Below are 17,881 nucleotides of genomic sequence, written 5' to 3'. Positions count from 1 at the left end.
TTGGGTTTGGCTTGGCTTATGATTTGGTGCAGTCAAGCAAGACATTGCTACTGTTGTTTAGTATTTGTGCTTTGTCGCCATTGAGGATTAGGGTCATTGGCTTGTCTTCGCCTTCAATACCATCATCTGTCATGAAGCGTTGTTTGTCTTGAGGGTCTTGATTTAAATCATAAACGATGTCATCTGCGGTTAGGTGTGCTTCGATTTCACCTTCGTGATTGTGTACAGCGATGTGGACGGTTTTATCGCCACATTGAAATTTGTCGCCAGCATCGTGATGATGGTCATGATCTGCATGGTCATGATCTGCATGGTCGTGTTTGTCATCATGGTCATGCTCGCTTGCTTGCATATCAGTATTGACAGGGCTGACTTCAGCAGACTGTGTATCAGTGGTAGGCTGTGCAGGCTCGGCTGGTTTTTTATCGCAGGCGGTCAGGCCAAGAGTTGCGATGAGTGATGCTAAGATAATTTTTTTCATGAAAATGACTCCAAAGTATATTAAAGTATATTTATGCTATATTATTACAAGCTAAATTATAACAAAACAATGATGGCGTGGCAATGATTGCAATAAAAAACATCTAAAAAATAAAGACATTGCCAAATTGCCAAACAGTCGTGATTTATTATGGCACCGCCATATTTTGATGGCTTGGCGGAATGCTGATTTTTTATTTCATTATTGAGTAATTTAATTTTAATTAAATGATAAAATAAAGGTTGATATACCATGATACCAACCTTTTGCTAAATAACACATTAAATAATCAAACGGCTTACTTTGCAATCTTGGTCAATGATTTAAACCTTTATACATTAAACCTAAAATGCATCACATCGCCGTCTTGCACCACATAGGTTTTGCCTTCTAAACGAGATTTACCTGCCGCTGCCGCCCCTTTTTCGCCATTGTGGGTAATAAAATCGTCAAAGCCAATCACTTCGGCACGAATAAAACCCCGCTCAAAGTCGGTATGAATCACCCCTGCCGCCTCTGGAGCGGTCGCCCCCACGGGCACTGTCCATGCACGCACTTCTTTGACCCCTGCGGTAAAATAAGTTTGCATTTTTAACAGCTCATAGCCTGCTCTGATGACACGGTCAAGCCCTGCTTCGCTCATGCCCATTTCCGCCAAAAACTCCGATTTTTCATCATCATCTAGTAGGGCAATCTCCGCCTCTATTTGATTGCATAGTGGCACGACAATGGCGTTATCACTTTTGGCAAATTCACGCACTTGGTCAAGATAAGGGTTGTTGTCAAAGCCGTCTTCTGACACATTGGCGATATACATCACAGGTTTTAGGGTAATCAAACCGTAGCTTTTGATGAGTTTTTTTTCGTCATCGTCAAGACCTGCTAGGCGAGCGGGCTTGCCGTCTGCCAAAAGTGGCTCAATTTTTTGCATCACCGCCAAGGCACTTTGGGCGTCTTTGTCGCCCCCTTTGGCTTTTTTGGATAGGTTGGTGATGGCACGGCTTACCGCCTCCAAGTCCGCCAAAGCAAGCTCGGTGTTGATGGTCTCAATGTCGGACAAAGGATTGACTTGTCCGTCTACATGAATGACATTGTCGTCATCAAAACAGCGTACCACATGGGCAATGGCGTCCGTTTCACGGATATTTGCCAAAAACTGATTGCCCATGCCCTCGCCCTTAGATGCCCCTGCCACAAGCCCTGCAATGTCCACAAACTCCATGCTGGTCGGCAGTACTCGCTCAGGCTTTACGATATCGGCAAGCTGTTTTAGGCGTGGGTCTGGCACAGGCACGATGCCTGTGTTGGGGTCTTTGGTGCAAAAGGGGAAGTTTTCGGCGGCGATGCCCGCTTGGGTGAGTGCATTAAACAGTGTGGATTTGCCGACATTTGGCAAGCCTACGATACCGCAATTAAAGCCCATAGTGCTCTCTCTTGATTTTTTTAGCTATTAATGTGATAGGTATTTTAGCAGATTTTAATCAAAAATGCTTTATTAAAATCTATCCACTTGGGTTTGCCTACCAATTCTTACCAATCTAAACTTATAAATATCATAACCATTTATCTTTATAAATTCATAAAAAAATTTTGTCCGATTTGTCCAATGAGAGGTTGATATGAATTAATGGATTGTAAACACTTAAATACCAACTTGCCCATCTGTCATCTTAACGGCTGTTCATCAACTCATCAATAAAAAAGAGTGCAAAATTACTTTTTGCTTGTTATAATAACAGATGCTTTATAAAGTATTCTTTGTAAATATTTTTTTACTCCCTTTTTAAACATTAAGGAAATCATCATGGCAATCGAACGCACTTTATCTATCATTAAGCCAGACGCAGTTGGTAAAAATCACATTGGCGATATCATTGCTCGCTTTGAAAAGGCTGGCTTAAAACCAGTTGCTGTTAAATACAAGCATCTTACTCGTGAAGAAGCTGAAGGTTTTTATGCTGAGCACAAAGAGCGTGGCTTTTTTAATGATTTGGTAGCATTCATGACATCAGGTCCTGTTGTGGTATCTGTCCTAGAAGGTGAAAATGCTGTTTTGGCTCACCGTGATATCTTGGGTGCAACCAACCCAGCTGAGGCAGCTCAGGGTACCATTCGTGCAGATTTTGCGGTAAGTATTGATGAAAACGCTGCTCATGGCTCTGACAGCACCACTTCTGCCGAGCGTGAAATCGCTTACTTCTTTGGTGCAGATGAGATTTTCCCACGCACTCGTTAATTAATTTGCCGTACTAACCTTTTGGTGATACACAAAAACAGTCCGTCTTTGATGGGCTGTTTTTATTTGATTGGGATTTGTTAGACAACAAAATTCATGACTTTAACTAAAATTTTTAGTATAATACGCTGTTTATATTTGTATTGACATTTTATCAATAGTGATACCGACAAGATTGTACAAAATAGCAGAACGCCATGACAAAAATTCCCCTAGTACAAACATCAGCCACGCCCAAAGATGACCAAAAAGACGATGATCAAAAAGTCAATCTGCTTGGTATGTCCAAGACGGCCTTGGGTGAGTTTTTTGTGTCTCTTGGTGAAAAGCCTTTTCGTGCGACACAGGTGATGAAGTGGATTTATCAATTTGGCGTAACAGATTTTTTTGAAATGACTAATATTTCAAAAAAACTCCAACAAAACCTACATGAAGTGGCGTGTGTCGTGCCACCAAAAGTAAAATTCAAACAATTTTCTGAAGATGGAACTCGTAAGTGGGTTTTTGAGGTGGCGGGCGGTTCTCTTGTTGAGACAGTACTAATCCCTGCTGAAGACAGTAAGCAGTTTGGACGCAAGACGCTGTGTATTTCTAGTCAGGTAGGCTGTGCACTTGATTGCTCATTTTGTAGCACAGGAAAGCAAGGCTTTGAGCGAGATTTAAACGCCAGCGAAATCATTGGCCAGCTATGGGTGGCAAACCAATCTTATATGGAAGATGTTACCCCTACTGAGCGTGAAAATTATGTTACCAATGTAGTGATGATGGGCATGGGTGAGCCTTTGCTTAATTATGAGCCTGTGTTGTCCAGTATGTCTTTGATGTTAGATGACCATGCATTCGGGCTTTCTAAGCGTCGTGTTACGCTTTCAACTTCTGGCATTGTACCAAAGATGTACGAACTTGCTAAGGATATTGATGTGTCGTTGGCAATCAGTTTGCACGCACCGAATGATGAATTGCGTGATGAACTTGTGCCGATTAATAAAAAATACCCATTGTCAGAGCTGATTAAAGCTGCCAAATCCTATGTACATGATGAAAATCCACGCCATAAAAAGCATGTAACCATTGAATATGTCATGCTTGCTGGTGTGAATGACAGCGATGAACACGCTCATCAGTTGGCTGCATTATTAAAAGGCCTGCCAAGTAAAATCAACCTAATTCCTTTTAATCCATTTCCGCACGCTCCATACGAGCGTTCTAGCAATAACCGCATTCATGCCTTCTCTAATATTTTAAATCAGGCAGGATATGTTTGCACCATTCGCCAAACTCGAGGCGATGACATTGATGCAGCGTGTGGACAGCTTGTAGGGCAAGTGGCTGACCGCACTCGCCGTGCCAAAAAATGGCAAGAAAGTATCCAAAAACGCCAAGAAAGTTCATGATGGTGTTTGTCGTGATAAAATGATTGGTAAAATAACAAAAGACTTGCTAGAATGATGATGCGATATTTATGGCAATTTGCTAACCATCTTGGTTGGTTGAGGGAAATTGGCTGGGTTTGTGGATTGAGTGTTGTGCTCACTGCTTGCCAAACGACTCAGCCGAGCCTTCAATATGATAAAACAGCACTTGCCCAAATCCGCACACAGATGGCTGGACAGTATATTTTATTGGGCAATCTTGATGAGGCCAAAAGACAGCTTGATATGGCGATGGCGGCTGATGCACATTTTGCACCCAGTTATGATATGATGGCTGTACTATTGCAGACCGAAGGCAGTGCAAATAATTTGGCACAAGCAGACGAGTTTTTTCGTAAAGCGATTCACCTAGATCGTGATTTTATGCGTGCTTATAACAACTATGGCGTGTATTTATCTCAGGTTGGGCGAGCTGGCGATGCTGTTGGATATTTTGAAGTAGCAGGCAATCATTTGGGCTATGAAGGGCGAGTTCAGGCGCTTGAAAATCTTGGCTTTACTTGGCGACGATTGGGCAATGTAAAGCGTGCCAACGACGCTTTTTATCGTGCCATAGATGGCGGTAGCGTGAACTTGGCGGTCTATGAAATCATACTAAGTCAATTAATCAGCCAAAATGATGTAAATCGAGCAAATGCGATTTTTGAGCGACTAAGCTTGCATGTATTGATGGATTCTTTGAGTGATAAACTGCTTGTTATGGGCATTCATTTGGCGGGTAGGGCTGGCGATGATGCCAAGGCAAAACAACTGACTCAGATTTTGCAGGAAAAATACCCAAACAGTGACAAAATGACAATTACTGATGTGCTAAAAAAATCAACTTGATACTGACTTATATCAATGATTTTTTTTATAACAAATTTATTAATGAATTTAACTGGTTTAACCAATTTAACCATAATGCAAAGACAATGATTGGAGTGTATGAGTGGGCAATCAAGCAACTAACGAGCCAAAACCAACCAGTAATTTTGGTAGCCGTCTAAAAAGTGCACGCAACGCAAAAGGTCTGACGCTTGATGCGGTGTCTGGCGAACTGAATATCTTGAAGCGGTATTTGCAAGCCTTTGAAGATGAGGACTTTGCTGCGATGCCAAAGTTTGCTTTTGCCAAAGGATTTGTTACAAATTATGCTAAATATTTGGGGTTGGATGCAACAAATATTGCCTTGACTTTTGAGAAAGCGTACCCTAATGCCCTACGCCAAACTAAGGCGAGCGACATAAAAGCACCATTAACGCCAATGGGTACTTTGCAGCGTGGTCGCCCAAAAGTGCGTATCAATCCTGCGTTGATTATTGGCGTCGTTGCTTTGTTGGTCTTGGCATTTGTGTTATTAAAAGTTGTGAGTAATGCCATTAAAAATGATGACTCGGACCTGCAACAAGATTCATTGGTCATGACACAAAATGATCAAGCAGTCGGTGCGGCGATTACGACTGCCAGCATTGCTTCTTTGGAAGTTCGCTCAAAAGGTGATGTGGATATTGTTGTTACTGATGCATTGGGCAATGTTTTGTTGCAAGGCAAGCAACCTCGTGGTAATTATATGCTTCAAGGCACAACACCGATGAGCGTTGAGATTGATCGTCCTGCACAGGTGGATCTTAATTTTAATGGCAGTGCGGTAAAATTGGGTGAGTATATCAAAGATGGTAGGGCATCGCTGACTTTGCGATAATTATTTTTTTAGTAAGTTGTTGATTTATCATCAAACCAAGGTAAGTCATGCTTTAACGATGTAAAAATTTAATCATGTAAAAGGTAGATTTTTAAAAATACCCTAGTTTTTTTAAACTTGCCAAAGCTGTTGTGATAACGACTAAAATAATTTCACCGCCAGTTAAAAAACAATTAACCAAAATTTGTTTTACTGATTGATTGCAAAAAAGCATGATTTGCAGACAAAGCACCAATCATCATTTTCTTAGGAAGCTCCATGTCAAGCCACCAAAATCCCATTATCCGCCGTCCCACTCGCCAAATTATGGTCGGCAATGTTGCCATTGGTGGCGATGCCCCCATCAGTGTGCAAAGTATGACCAATACCGACACTTGCGATGTGGCAGCGACCGTTGCTCAAATTCAGCGGTGCGTGGACGCAGGGGCGGATTTGATGCGAGTGTCCACACCGACAATGGATAGCGTGAAAGCCTTTGGCGAGATTAAAAAACAAGTGTCCGTGCCACTCATCGCTGACATTCATTTTGACTATAAAATTGCCTTGGCGGTGGCAGAAAATGGGGCAGATTGCTTACGGATTAACCCCGGTAATATCGGCAATGAACAAAAAATCAAAGAGGTCATCGCCTGCGCCAAACACCACAATTTGCCCATTCGTATTGGCGTGAACGCAGGTTCGCTGGAAAAAGATTTGCAAAAAAAATATGGCGAGCCGACAGGGGCTGCCATGCTAGAATCAGCACTTCGCCACATTAATATTTTGGAGCGTCATAATTTTGACCAATACAAAATCTCGGTCAAAGCAAGCAATGTGTTTTTGACGATGGACGCTTATCGGCTCATTAGCAAACAAGTGGATTGTCCGTTGCATTTGGGCGTAACCGAAGCAGGCGTGTACCGCACAGGCACGGTCAAGTCGGCGATTGCCTTGGGTGGGCTGTTGTTGGAGGGTATTGGCGATACGATGCGAATATCGCTTGCAAGTCCGCCAGAAGATGAGATTAAAATCGGCTTTGATATTTTAAAGTCTTTGGGTATTCGCTCTAATGGCGTTAATTTTATCGCTTGTCCGTCTTGTAGCCGTCAAGAATTTGATGTCATCAAAGTGATGAATGAATTGGAGGCTCGCTTAGAGGATATCCGAGTGCCAATGGATGTGTCGGTGATTGGCTGTAAGGTCAATGGGCCGGGCGAAGCCAAAGAGGCGGACATTGGCGTGGTGGGGGCAAACCCCAATTCTTTGGTGTATAAAAATGGCGATAAAAGCCATTTGATTGACACGGCAAAATTGGTGGACGAAATTGAACAAATGGTGCGTCAAAAAGCCAAAGATTTGGCGGATAAACGAGCGAATGAGATTTTAAGGGTGGCTCAAAATTGACAAATCGTTAACAAATGGTTAAATGGTGGCGATGGCCAATCTTGTGTTGCATGGCCTAGATTGTGCTAGTTTTATACATTAAAAGAAAAACCACTTAAAGATTAAAGAATTTACCAGTCATTGGGTGGTTGTGTATGGTTGTATGTTTTAGTGCATTAAATTTTAACTAATTTTAGCCAAACTGAATGAAGTTTTCACAAACGATGAATAGTAATTCATTTAAATAAAAGCTTGTAAATAACTGATAAATAATAAGATTAAGTGAGTACAAAAATGAGTAAAATCACTGCCATTCGTGGCTTTAATGATGCCCTGCCAAGCGAGGCACAAAAATGGCGTAAACTTGAACAAATACTTGCCGATGTGTTAGATGGCTATGGATTTAGTCAAATTCGCTTGCCACTGGTTGAAGAAACACAATTGTTCGCACGAGGTGTGGGCGAGGCAACGGATATTGTTGAAAAAGAAATGTTTGGTGTGGTGCATGGTGGCAAGTCTGATGGCGAGAGTGCTTCTTTTACTCTGCGACCAGAAGGTACGGCAGGCTGTGTGCGTGCGGTTATTGAGCACAATATGCTAAGAGGAGATGCACCAAAACTGTGGTACATCGGCCCAATGTTTCGCTATGAAAGACCACAAAAAGGGCGTTATCGCCAGTTTCACCAGCTTGGTGTGGAGGTTTTTGGTAATGAATTGCCTGATGGTGAGGCAGAATTGATTGCCATGACTCATCGTTTTTGGCAAAAGGTAGGTGTTTGTGAGCATGTCAAATTACAGCTAAATACTTTGGGTGAGGCAGACGAGCGTCAGGCCTATAAGGCATCGCTGGTTGAATACTTAACTTTGCATCACTCAGAGCTTGATGAAGACAGTCAACGAAGATTAACAACCAATCCTTTGCGAATCTTAGATTCCAAAGATGAGCGTACACAAAAAATCTTGCAAAACGCACCAAAATTAAGTGATTTTTTTGGTGATGAGACACGCACGCACTTTGAGCAAGTCAAAGCGTATCTGACGGCTTTGGGTATCAGTTTTGAAATCAATGAAAATTTGGTGCGTGGTTTGGATTATTATAATAAAACCGTGTTTGAGTGGGTAACTGATAAGCTGGGTTCTCAGGCGACTGTCTGTGGTGGTGGTCGTTATGATGGTTTGGTGGGCGTGCTAAAAGGTAAGCCCGAACAGTCTGAGCCTGCGGTAGGTTTTGGCATGGGTTTAGAGCGTTTACTGCTGTTGATTGAGGCAGTCAATCCTTTTGTATTGACTGGAGAAAGCGATGTATTTGTGGTTGCACACCCTGAGGTATATGCACAGGCTTTGGTTTTTGCCGAAGAACTGCGTAATGAACGCCCTGATTGGCGTGTAAAAATGTCCAGTGCATCAAGCTTAAAATCTCAATTTAAAAAAGCGGACAAATCAGGTGCAAAATACACAATTATCTTGGGTCATGATGAAATTGAAAAAGGTGTGATTGGTGTCAAAGATATGGCAACAGGCGAACAGAGCATTCAAGACAAATCATGGTTTAAGCAGTGATGCGGTGTTGATTTGGTATCTCATTTGGTAAAATTGAATAAAAGGCAAAGTAATGGCACAAGAATTAGTAAATAAAGCAGATAAGCAGGCGATGATTGCCTTAAAAAAACACGGCAACACCATTATTTGGGTGATTGTTATCGTACTTTTGGGCTATTTTGGTTGGGAATATTATCAAAAAAACCATGCGAAGGTTGATACTGTTGCTGCTGATTTGTACACCAGCATTGATGAGCGTAGCGATGCATTGAGATTGGCCGCTCAAAATCCTGATTTAGATAAAGCTGCCAAAGAGATGGCAACCAAAGAAGAGGCTGTGTTATTTGCTGATATTGACAGGCTTGCCAGCGAGCATCCAGATACAGCCTATGCGTGGCAAGCACTCATGCTAAAAGCTCGCCAACAGTCTGATAGTGGGCGGTTGTCTGATGCCATCATCACGCTAGAAAAAGCACAAAGCTTAACCGTTAAAGATGATGGCCTGATGGCACTTGCTCATTTGCGTTTAGCAAGAGTTTTGCTTGATAATAATGAGGCAGATAAGGCGTTGCAGATTGCCAATAAAGAGTTACCAACAGCATTTGAGGGTTCTCGCCAAGAGGTTTTGGGTGACATTTATGTGGCAAAAAATGAGATTGAACAAGCCAAGAAAGCCTATACCGCTGCTTGGGAAGCCTTGCGTGAACGCCAAGAAAATCGTGCAGTTTTAACTTTAAAGTTACAATCTTTGGGTGTTGAGGTTGAAGAAATTACCCCAAAAACACCGATCGTTGCTAATCCTATGCCTGTACAACAAAAAGAGCTTGGGATCGATGCGAGCGAGTCTTAAAAACACAAAATACACCAGAAGGTAATGTATCATTATCAAGTCAGTCTTATCATGATGTTTAACGAGACTGATGATTTTGACCGTCATTCATGAGGATAACAGATGAATACTCGTTTTACAAAAATAGTTTTGGGCTGTACTATCGGAGCGGCTGCTTTGATGGGCTGTCAGCAAATCATCAAAGGTGAAGACAAAAGTCCAGCCAAACTTATTAAAATAGCCACGCCTATGACGGTGCTATCGCCTATTTTTGAAGCATCGCTTGAACAAAGTCGTGGTCTGACTAAGGGCGAGCGTGTCAGCAAAAAAGATGTGATTGATTTGCAGGTGGCACAAAGTGGTGGTGTGCTGATTGCTGTCAGTCGTAGTGGTGTGGTCAGTGCATTTGATGATAAGCAGTCCATTTGGAAACTAGACCTGCAAGAACCTGTGACCAGTGGTGTGGCCATTGATGAGGCGGGTTTGGTTGCAGTGGTGGGTACTCGCTCGGGTAAAGTTATCGCACTTAATGTTGGTACAGGCGAGAAACTGTGGGAAACTGCATTACCAACATCAACTCCGACACCTGCATTAATTCATCATGATAGAGTGCTATTGTCTGCCAATAATGGCGTATTATATGGCTTAAATCTTCGTACAGGGGAAAATGTGTGGCAATTTGGTACCCAAAAAACTGATTTGAGTATTCGTGGCGTTGCCAAACCGCTAAGTCTAGATGAACAAACGGTGTTATTTGGTACAGCAGATGGTCGTATTCATGCGTTAGACTCAAGTACAGGCTCACCACTTTGGACTCGCCGTGTGGGCATGGCGACAGGTGGTAGCGTGGTTGAACGCCTTAGCGATGTAGATGGCACACCATTGGTTGTTGGTCAGCATTTATATGTCACCAGTTTTAGTGGGCAGATTGTCGGTTTTGATATGGCAACAGGCCAAACAATGTTTGTCTCTGACATTTCTAGCACTAGGTCAGCGACTGTACTTGGTGATGTGCTTGTTGCAGTTGGTATTAGTGGTGATGTTAAGGCCTTTAATCGCTTGACTGGTGAGACATTATGGCTAAATGACGAGCTAAAAAATCGCAAATTGACCAATCCTGTGGCTATAGGTGATTATGTGGCTGTGGGTGATTATGAAGGTGTGATTCATCTGTTTGACCGTAATGGCAGTATTGTTAGCCGTGTTCAGACAAAGGGTCAATTAACCAGCTTGCAAGTCATTGATAATCGCTTATATACTCAAAGCACATCAGGTGTTGTAAGTATTTGGCAGTTTTAAGTTTGATGAACCATTTTGCCCTTTGTCGTCTGATGATGGCAAAGGATTTGGTATTTTTATCCATTTTATTTTGTTAATTTAAAATTACTTTTTTTTGAGAAATTCATGAGTATTAAACCTGTGGTCGCCTTAATTGGTCGCCCAAATGTTGGAAAATCCACTTTATTTAATCAATTTACCAAGTCTCGCCAAGCACTTGTTGCAGATATGGCAGGTTTGACACGCGACCGTCAATATGGCGATGCACATTTTGAAAATAAGTCATTCATCGTCATTGATACAGGCGGTATTGGTGAGGCGGATGATGGCACAGGTAATATTGATGATTATATGGCGACCCAGTCTTATACCGCCATTCATGAAGCGGATATTGTGGTTTTTGTTGTAGACGCAAGAGTGGGTCTGATTGGTGCAGATGCAGAGATTGCTCGTTTTTTGCATACTTTGGGCAAGCCTGTTTTTCTTGTGGCAAATAAGATGGATGGTGTGCATGAGGCGGCATCAGCAGAATTTTTTGAGCTGGGTTTTGGTGAGCCATTTCCGCTGGCCGCTAGCCACGGTAAGGGTGTGACCAGTTTGCTTGAAGTATTGACCGCTGATATGCCAGAAGACAGCGAAGATGATGATGAGAATATGGGGCTAAAGCTTGCCATCATCGGCCGCCCAAATGTTGGTAAATCAACATTGGTGAATCGCCTGCTTGGAGAGGAACGGGTGGTGGTGTTTGATATGCCTGGCACGACTCGTGATAGCATTTATATTCCTTTTGAAAGAGGGGGTAGGGCTTATACGCTCATTGATACCGCTGGTGTGCGTCGTCGTGGTCGAATTGATGAGAAAGTTGAAAAATTCTCAGTGGTTAAAACTTTGCAGGCCATTAAAGATGCCAATGTTGTTGTGGTTGTTATTGACGCACATGAGGGCATTGTGGATCAAGACTTGCATATGCTTGGCTATGCACTTAATGCTGGTCGAGCGATTGTGATTGCAATCAATAAATGGGACGGATTGACTGATGATCAAAAAGATTTCTTAAAAATTGAAATTGATCGACGCTTTAACTTTGTGCCTTGGGTAAAAATTCATTTAATTTCAGCACTTTATGGTAATGGGGTAGGAAATTTATACCCATCAATTCATAAGGCCTATGACGCCTCAATGTTTAAGGTCTCAACTTCTAGGCTGACCCAAATCTTACAAGATGCGGTGGAAAATCATCAACCACCGATGGTGGGCGGTCGTCGTATTAAGTTAAGATATGCCCATCTTGGTGGTCATAATCCGCCAGTCATTGTCATTCATGGCAATCAGACCAGTGCGTTGCCGAAAAGTTATCAGCGTTATCTTGAAAATATTTATCGTAATGTTTTTCAACTTGAAGGTACGCCACTTCATGTGGAATTTAAACAAAATGCCAACCCATACGAAGGCAAGAAAAACCCAAAAATTAAAAATAAAGCCAAAGTCATGCGAGAACGCAAACGCATCGCTGAGTTTAAAAAGCGTGATAAAAAACGCAAATAAAACCAGCTTTTTGATCAATTTAAATTGGGTGGTTGATCAAAGATAAAAGGTGTGCTACTTTGGTGTTGTAGTATCGTTCGTATGGGATTAAAGCTTTGTCTGTGTTCTGGCAATATCCCATGTAAAAAAATCGCTTGGGTGTGGGCTTTGCTGGGGTAGCCTTTGTTCTTGCTTAAATGATAATCTGGATAAATTTTGGCATAATCATTCATGGCATTATCACGATGAACTTTGGCAAGAATACTTGCACAGGCAATGCTGGTATGAATGCCATCGCCCTTAATGAGTGTATGAATGCTGTTTTCGTACGCTTTAAACTCATTGGATAATGTCGGCTTAGCGTTACCATCTATTAAAATGGTCAAATCGTGCATCGGTGTGATGTGATTGATTGTCATTAAATTTTCAATCGCCAATCGCATACCCAAAAGTGTGGCTTGGTAAATGTCAATGGCATCAATCACATGGGCTGGAATGTCAATAATTGCATGGCTTTGGCAGATTTCTTTGATGGGATTAAATGCTAAATTGCGTTTTTTCTCAGAAAGTTTTTTGCTGTCATTGATCATGGCAATCGGTGTGTTTGTCAAATCTACTTGTCCAAATTCACCCGTCAAATGATTATCCAAAATCACTGCCCCAACAGTCATTTGCCCAAATAACGAACCTCGTCCAACTTCATCAATGCCGATGATGATGGTGTCTGATTTGCATTCGTGATTCTTATGGCACACAATCTTGCAATCTTGAATGTATGTGTTTTGTGTGTGAGCCTTCATCTTATTTATTACTTTTATTATCCAAATAATGAGTCAAAACCGCTTGAGCAGAGTTGTAAGCACTGCTGAGTTGTTTGATTTTACTGACGGTGTCAATCAGCTTATTTTGTTGTGTGTTTGGGCTGTTGAGAATGTCTTGGGCGTATTTTGCAATGTTATCGGCTGTTGCATCCGTCTGAATCAGCTCTGGCACGATGGGGTAGCCAGTTTGCTCAAAGGCTAGGATATTAGGTAAAGAGACATAAGGGGTTTTTATCAAATGTTTGGCAATGGCATAGGTTAAAGTACTGACTTTGTAAACCACAATCATTGGTGCTTGTAGCATCAGTGCTTCTAAGGTTGCCGTGCCACTTGCTAAGATTGTCAAGTCACTTATCTGCATGGCATACTGACTTGCGGTATAATCATGGTCGTATTCAAAGGAGTGTTGATAATCAGTTGGTGTAAGAATAGTCAATCTTGATGATAACTGAGGTACTAAATCATCAATCATCTGCTTTACTATTGGTTGATGTTCATCCTTAGCAAGTGGTAAAATTGCATTAAGTGATTGATTTTTTTTATATAATTGATTAAAACTTGCCAACAAGATTGGTAAAATGGCATGAATTTCACCAATTCTAGAGCCTGCCATCAAACAAATTGTATTGGTAGATTTGTTGATTTTTTTTGGTTGCAAATGATGAATGAGTGGGTGGCCCACACAAATTGCAGGGTGGTTGTGTTTGAGATAAACAGGCACTTCAAACGGAAAGAGGCATAACACCAAATCAGTTGCCGCCTTAATGTTGTGAATGCGGTTTTCACGCCATGCCCAAATGCTTGGGCTAACATACTGCACACAAAATATACCTTTGGGTTTTAGAGCCTTACCCAATCTTAAATTAAAATCTGGAGCGTCAATTCCGACAAATATATCAATCTTTTGCTGATTAAAAGCCGTTAAAATTTCTTGTTTGGCACGCAAAAGATCAGGTAAGTGCTTAATGACTTCAACAATTCCCATGACTGATAAACGAGCCATGTCTATGACACAAGCCAATCCTGCTTTTGTCATTTTTTCACCGCCCACGCCCACCCAGCGAATATTTGGGTGTAGGGCATTCATTTTATTCATGAAATCTGCACCAAGTGCATCGCCTGATATCTCGCCTGCAACAATGCCAATGGTCATGCTTTGCGATGTCATGAAAGCTCCTTAACAATGATGATACATATCATACCAATTTCATGCCTATTTTAAAAAATAAACCAAAAAGGGTGGTTTTTGTGAAAATTTTACGATACCTAAAAGTAAGGCTGGTCAATACAAACATAAGGTTTGTTTGTTATCTTGCCATCGTTCATAAAGGCCGATTGGACAATTTTTTGTTGTGTTTTAATAATACCAGTACTGCACCATTACCACCATCATTGGTTGGGGCTGAAACAAATGCCATCACATCAGAGATTTGGCGTAACCAACCGTTTACGCAGGTCTTGATGATGGCGTCTGCACCTTTGCCATGCACAATTTTAATGACAGTTTCACCACTTTTTAGGGCATTTGAGATGATGGTCTGCACTGCTGTGCGAGCCTCTTCAATGCTGGCACCATGCAAATCCACCGCATCATACCAACGAAGTTTACCTTGTTTTAACTGCTCAAAGACTTTGTTTTGTAGGGTTGGATTTTTGTAGCTCAAAAATGCTTCACCTGCCACAGGGTTGAGCAAAGCTTGCATGTCGGATAAATTCACCCCAGACAGTTCTTCACCCCCTTCGGCATTGGCACGGCGAAACAAGGTGGTGGGGTCTTTGGAATCAGTTTTTGTGCAAAAATTGACCGATTTTTCGTGTTTTAGAGGGGTAACACCGCTCATTGCCTGCATGAATAGTACTTTATCTTCGTCAATGCCTTGGTGATTAAAGCGTTTGACTTGGCCAGCCACCTCTTTTTTGCCCATTACTTGTTCGGTGGTGGGTTTGTCGTTGTTGTCGGTTTCTGGTTTGGTAGATGACTTTGTGCCAATTTCTTTGAGTTGGTCTTGAAAGTCTTTGGAAAGTAGGTCTTTAAAAGTTGTCATGATGTGCTCAAAAAAATGAAACCATTATAGCAGATTTGTACTTGTGTTTGAATATTTGCCTTATTGCAGATGTGCAGATTTGAATTTGCTAAGATAAAAAATACGAAAAATAGCCAGCGATAGTTTGGTCAGCATTATTTGTTAAGGCTTGTCTCTGTCTTTTTTACCTCTTCCCACTCAAAATTCCGCTGGCTACAATCACACCGATCCCAAGCAAACTTAGCCAGTCGAGTCGCTCGCCAAACAGCCATGCACCAAATAAAATGGCAAAAACTACCGTCATATAGGATAAGGTCGCCACGACAAACTTTTGTCCAACTTGATAAGCATAAGTCATCAAAAGCTGTCCGCCCAGTGCCGTTACCCCAGTGCCGACGATGTAAAGTAAGCTTTCTGGATTGATGGGGGTAAAGCCAAAAAATACCGCCAATACGCCTGAGATGATGGTGGACAGTAGCGAAAGATAAAACACAATTCGCCACGCAGGTTCACCAAGTAAGGATAATTCTCGCACTTGTAAATAAGCATAACCGCTAATCGCTCCGCTCACCAATCCTAGTATCATGGCAAAAGTGTCGCCCCCTGCGGTCGGTTTTAGCAAGATGATCACGCCAACAAAACCTAAAATCAAAGAAATCCAACTGATTGGTGTGGGTTTTTGTTTTAAAATAATGATGGATAATAAGCCTAAAAAAATGGCAGAAGTGTTTTGTAGCGTGCTGGCGGTGGCAAGGGGCAAATGTAGCACTACATAAAAATTCATGAATAGGGCGACTGAGCCAGCCAAGGATCGCCAAAAATGCTCTTTTGGGTAATTGGTACGAAAATCTCGTCCTTTAATCCATGACAATCCGCCTAGAATCACAAGGGTGAACAGCACTCGCCAAAAGGTGATTTCATAAGTGTGCATGGCAAACTTTTGCCCAGAGAACTTGACAAAAACCAGCATGAGTGCAAAGCATAGGCAAGCCATGACCATATAAAACGAGCCAAAAAACGAGCCTTGATTGCCATTTGTAAGAGAAGGGTTCGACATGGTAAGAATCATATGATTAAAAAAACGTTCGCTCCAAGTCTGCTCAAAGTGGCCATTTTCTCCACCATGGTTTAATAGGCTTATTACGAACGGCAATGTTTGGTCAGATTACTAACTTTAATCTTTTTAATCTAAAAAATCCGACATTAACGATTGGGTAGGTGTGTCTTGATGTCTTTGGCGAATTGACGCAGGACATCAACAGTAGTGTCCCAATCTAGACAGCCATCTGTTACTGATTTGCCATATTCTAACTGTGATAGGTCGGCAGGGATATTCTGACGACCGCCTTTTAGGTGGCTTTCAATCATCAAGCCCATGATAGACTTATTGCCATTTTGAATTTGGCTGGCGATATTTTGGATCACCATTGGTTGTAGATAAGGGTCTTTGCCTGAATTGGCATGGCTTGCATCTACCATAATTTTACCATTGGTTTTGCCTTTGGCAAGTTCGTTTTCAGCAGCGATGATGGCGGTTTCATCATAATTGGGTTGGTCGTTACCACCACGCAAAACAACATGAGCATATTTATTACCCTTTGATTTGATGATAGAAACTTGACCATCTGACGACAGACCTAAAAAGCTATGCCCTGATTTGACCGCTTGCATGGCATTGACCGCAACTGTCATGGAGCCGTCCGTACCATTTTTAAAGCCAACAGGACAAGATAGACCAGACGACATTTCACGGTGAGTCTGAGATTCAGTGGTTCTTGCACCAATGGCTGACCAGCTGATTAAGTCTTGCATATATTGCGGTGTGTTGGGGTCTAGGGCTTCGGTGGCACATGGCAATCCTTTTTCATTCAGTTCAAGCAGTAGTTTACGAGCCATGCCCAAGCCTTTTTTGATATCAAAGCTGTCATTCATGTCAGGGTCGTTGATCAGTCCTTTCCAGCCTGTTGTGGTGCGTGGCTTTTCAAAATACACACGCATGACGATGAATAATTCATTTTTTAACTCTTCTGCCAAAATTTTTAGTTTATCGGCATATTCGTGGGCAGCGGTGGTGTCATGAATTGAGCAAGGACCAACCACAACCAAAATTCGCTTATCTTCACCATCTAAGATATTTTCAATGGTTTTACGACCTTGCAATACAGTGTTAAAAGCCTGACTGGATAATGGGTAAGTGCGTTTGAGTTCAGCAGGTGTGATGAGCGGAGTGATTTTTTCGATATTGATATCATCGATTTCTGTGTGGTGGGTTAAAAATGACATAAGAGCACCTGATTGAATTGACATAGAAAAATAACAGCCATTATGCACGCAAAGCAACTGTTTGACAAGTATCTAAACGCCAAAAATCATCAAAAGTTAAAGTTTTATTTGTGATATTTAAATAAATGATAACAAATAGTTATTAAAAAATAATGAATTCAATAATCACTTACTTATACTTATACTTATACTTATACTTATACTTACTCATGCTTAATTAATATGTATTTAAGCTGTATAGTTAATTGGTTAATTAGTAATAATGAACAACCACTGCTAAGACATATTAATTGTTTTACAAAAGAGTTGATGTCAGGTTGTGTTGTCATGAAAATGGCGAATTTGTGGTGATTTTTTTTGAGTAAAAAGTTGCACTGTGATATGATA

16 protein-coding genes are annotated in these 17,881 nt (G+C 41.6%); 9 read left to right on the top strand and 7 right to left on the bottom strand.

Annotation, left to right across the window (positions count from 1 at the left end):
- Positions 1–16 precede the first annotated feature (16 nt).
- Positions 17–481: a hypothetical protein gene (locus R0123_RS03320; protein ID WP_323843099.1), complete on the bottom strand. Its 465-nt coding sequence runs from the start codon at positions 479–481 to the stop codon at positions 17–19.
- Between the two features lie 331 nt (positions 482–812).
- Positions 813–1,904 (bottom strand): redox-regulated ATPase YchF, encoded by a 1,092-nt coding sequence (gene ychF, locus R0123_RS03315; protein WP_323843098.1) that lies wholly within the window; start codon positions 1,902–1,904, stop codon positions 813–815.
- 381 nt (positions 1,905–2,285) lie between these two features.
- Here ychF and ndk point away from each other — a divergent pair, with 381 nt between their 5' ends.
- The 9 genes from ndk to der all read left to right on the top strand — a co-directional run bounded on the left by ndk (position 2,286) and on the right by der (position 12,387).
- On the top strand, positions 2,286–2,717 hold the full coding sequence (gene ndk / locus R0123_RS03310) for a nucleoside-diphosphate kinase (protein WP_323841803.1): 432 nt from the start codon (positions 2,286–2,288) through the stop codon (positions 2,715–2,717).
- 197 nt (positions 2,718–2,914) lie between these two features.
- Complete coding sequence (gene rlmN / locus R0123_RS03305; protein ID WP_323841804.1) at positions 2,915–4,111, top strand: 23S rRNA (adenine(2503)-C(2))-methyltransferase RlmN; 1,197 nt, start codon at positions 2,915–2,917, stop codon at positions 4,109–4,111.
- 132 nt (positions 4,112–4,243) lie between these two features.
- Positions 4,244–4,978 (top strand): tetratricopeptide repeat protein, encoded by a 735-nt coding sequence (locus R0123_RS03300; protein WP_416381693.1) that lies wholly within the window; start codon positions 4,244–4,246, stop codon positions 4,976–4,978.
- Positions 4,979–5,081: 103 nt separating this feature from the next.
- Positions 5,082–5,834: a RodZ domain-containing protein gene (locus R0123_RS03295; protein ID WP_323841806.1), complete on the top strand. Its 753-nt coding sequence runs from the start codon at positions 5,082–5,084 to the stop codon at positions 5,832–5,834.
- Between the two features lie 258 nt (positions 5,835–6,092).
- Entirely contained in the window at positions 6,093–7,217 is a 1,125-nt protein-coding gene (gene ispG, locus R0123_RS03290; RefSeq protein ID WP_323843096.1) for a flavodoxin-dependent (E)-4-hydroxy-3-methylbut-2-enyl-diphosphate synthase, read from the top strand.
- Positions 7,218–7,490: 273 nt separating this feature from the next.
- Positions 7,491–8,756, top strand: a complete 1,266-nt coding sequence (hisS, locus tag R0123_RS03285; RefSeq protein ID WP_323843095.1) for a histidine--tRNA ligase — start codon at positions 7,491–7,493, stop codon at positions 8,754–8,756.
- Positions 8,757–8,808: 52 nt separating this feature from the next.
- A complete protein-coding gene (locus R0123_RS03280; RefSeq protein WP_323841809.1) occupies positions 8,809–9,585 on the top strand; it encodes a YfgM family protein in 777 nt (258 codons plus the stop codon).
- A 102-nt stretch (positions 9,586–9,687) separates the two neighbouring features.
- Entirely contained in the window at positions 9,688–10,863 is a 1,176-nt protein-coding gene (gene bamB / locus R0123_RS03275) for an outer membrane protein assembly factor BamB (protein ID WP_323843094.1), read from the top strand.
- A gap of 105 nt (positions 10,864–10,968) precedes the next feature.
- Positions 10,969–12,387 carry a ribosome biogenesis GTPase Der gene (der, locus tag R0123_RS03270; RefSeq protein ID WP_323841811.1) on the top strand — a complete coding sequence of 473 codons (1,419 nt, stop codon included), beginning with the start codon at positions 10,969–10,971 and terminating at the stop codon, positions 12,385–12,387.
- 14 nt (positions 12,388–12,401) lie between these two features.
- On the opposite strand, the gene R0123_RS03265 is transcribed toward der, so the two are convergent.
- From R0123_RS03265 to R0123_RS03245, 5 genes are all read right to left on the bottom strand, one after another.
- Positions 12,402–13,166: a ribonuclease HII gene (locus R0123_RS03265; RefSeq protein WP_323843093.1), complete on the bottom strand. Its 765-nt coding sequence runs from the start codon at positions 13,164–13,166 to the stop codon at positions 12,402–12,404.
- A 1-nt stretch (position 13,167) separates the two neighbouring features.
- Positions 13,168–14,355 carry a lipid-A-disaccharide synthase gene (lpxB, locus tag R0123_RS03260; RefSeq protein WP_323843092.1) on the bottom strand — a complete coding sequence of 396 codons (1,188 nt, stop codon included), beginning with the start codon at positions 14,353–14,355 and terminating at the stop codon, positions 13,168–13,170.
- Positions 14,356–14,509: 154 nt separating this feature from the next.
- A complete protein-coding gene (locus R0123_RS03255) occupies positions 14,510–15,232 on the bottom strand; it encodes a Smr/MutS family protein (protein WP_323843091.1) in 723 nt (240 codons plus the stop codon).
- 163 nt (positions 15,233–15,395) lie between these two features.
- Positions 15,396–16,268: a DMT family transporter gene (locus R0123_RS03250; protein WP_323843090.1), complete on the bottom strand. Its 873-nt coding sequence runs from the start codon at positions 16,266–16,268 to the stop codon at positions 15,396–15,398.
- A gap of 146 nt (positions 16,269–16,414) precedes the next feature.
- Positions 16,415–17,494: a 3-deoxy-7-phosphoheptulonate synthase gene (locus R0123_RS03245; protein WP_323843089.1), complete on the bottom strand. Its 1,080-nt coding sequence runs from the start codon at positions 17,492–17,494 to the stop codon at positions 16,415–16,417.
- Positions 17,495–17,881 lie beyond the last annotated feature (387 nt).

The sequence above is a fragment of the Moraxella sp. Pampa genome (assembly GCF_035181385.1).
In the GTDB taxonomy this organism is placed as follows: domain Bacteria; phylum Pseudomonadota; class Gammaproteobacteria; order Pseudomonadales; family Moraxellaceae; genus Moraxella.
Note: the sequence above shows the minus strand (reverse complement) of the source record. Positions and strands in the feature narration are given on the sequence as shown.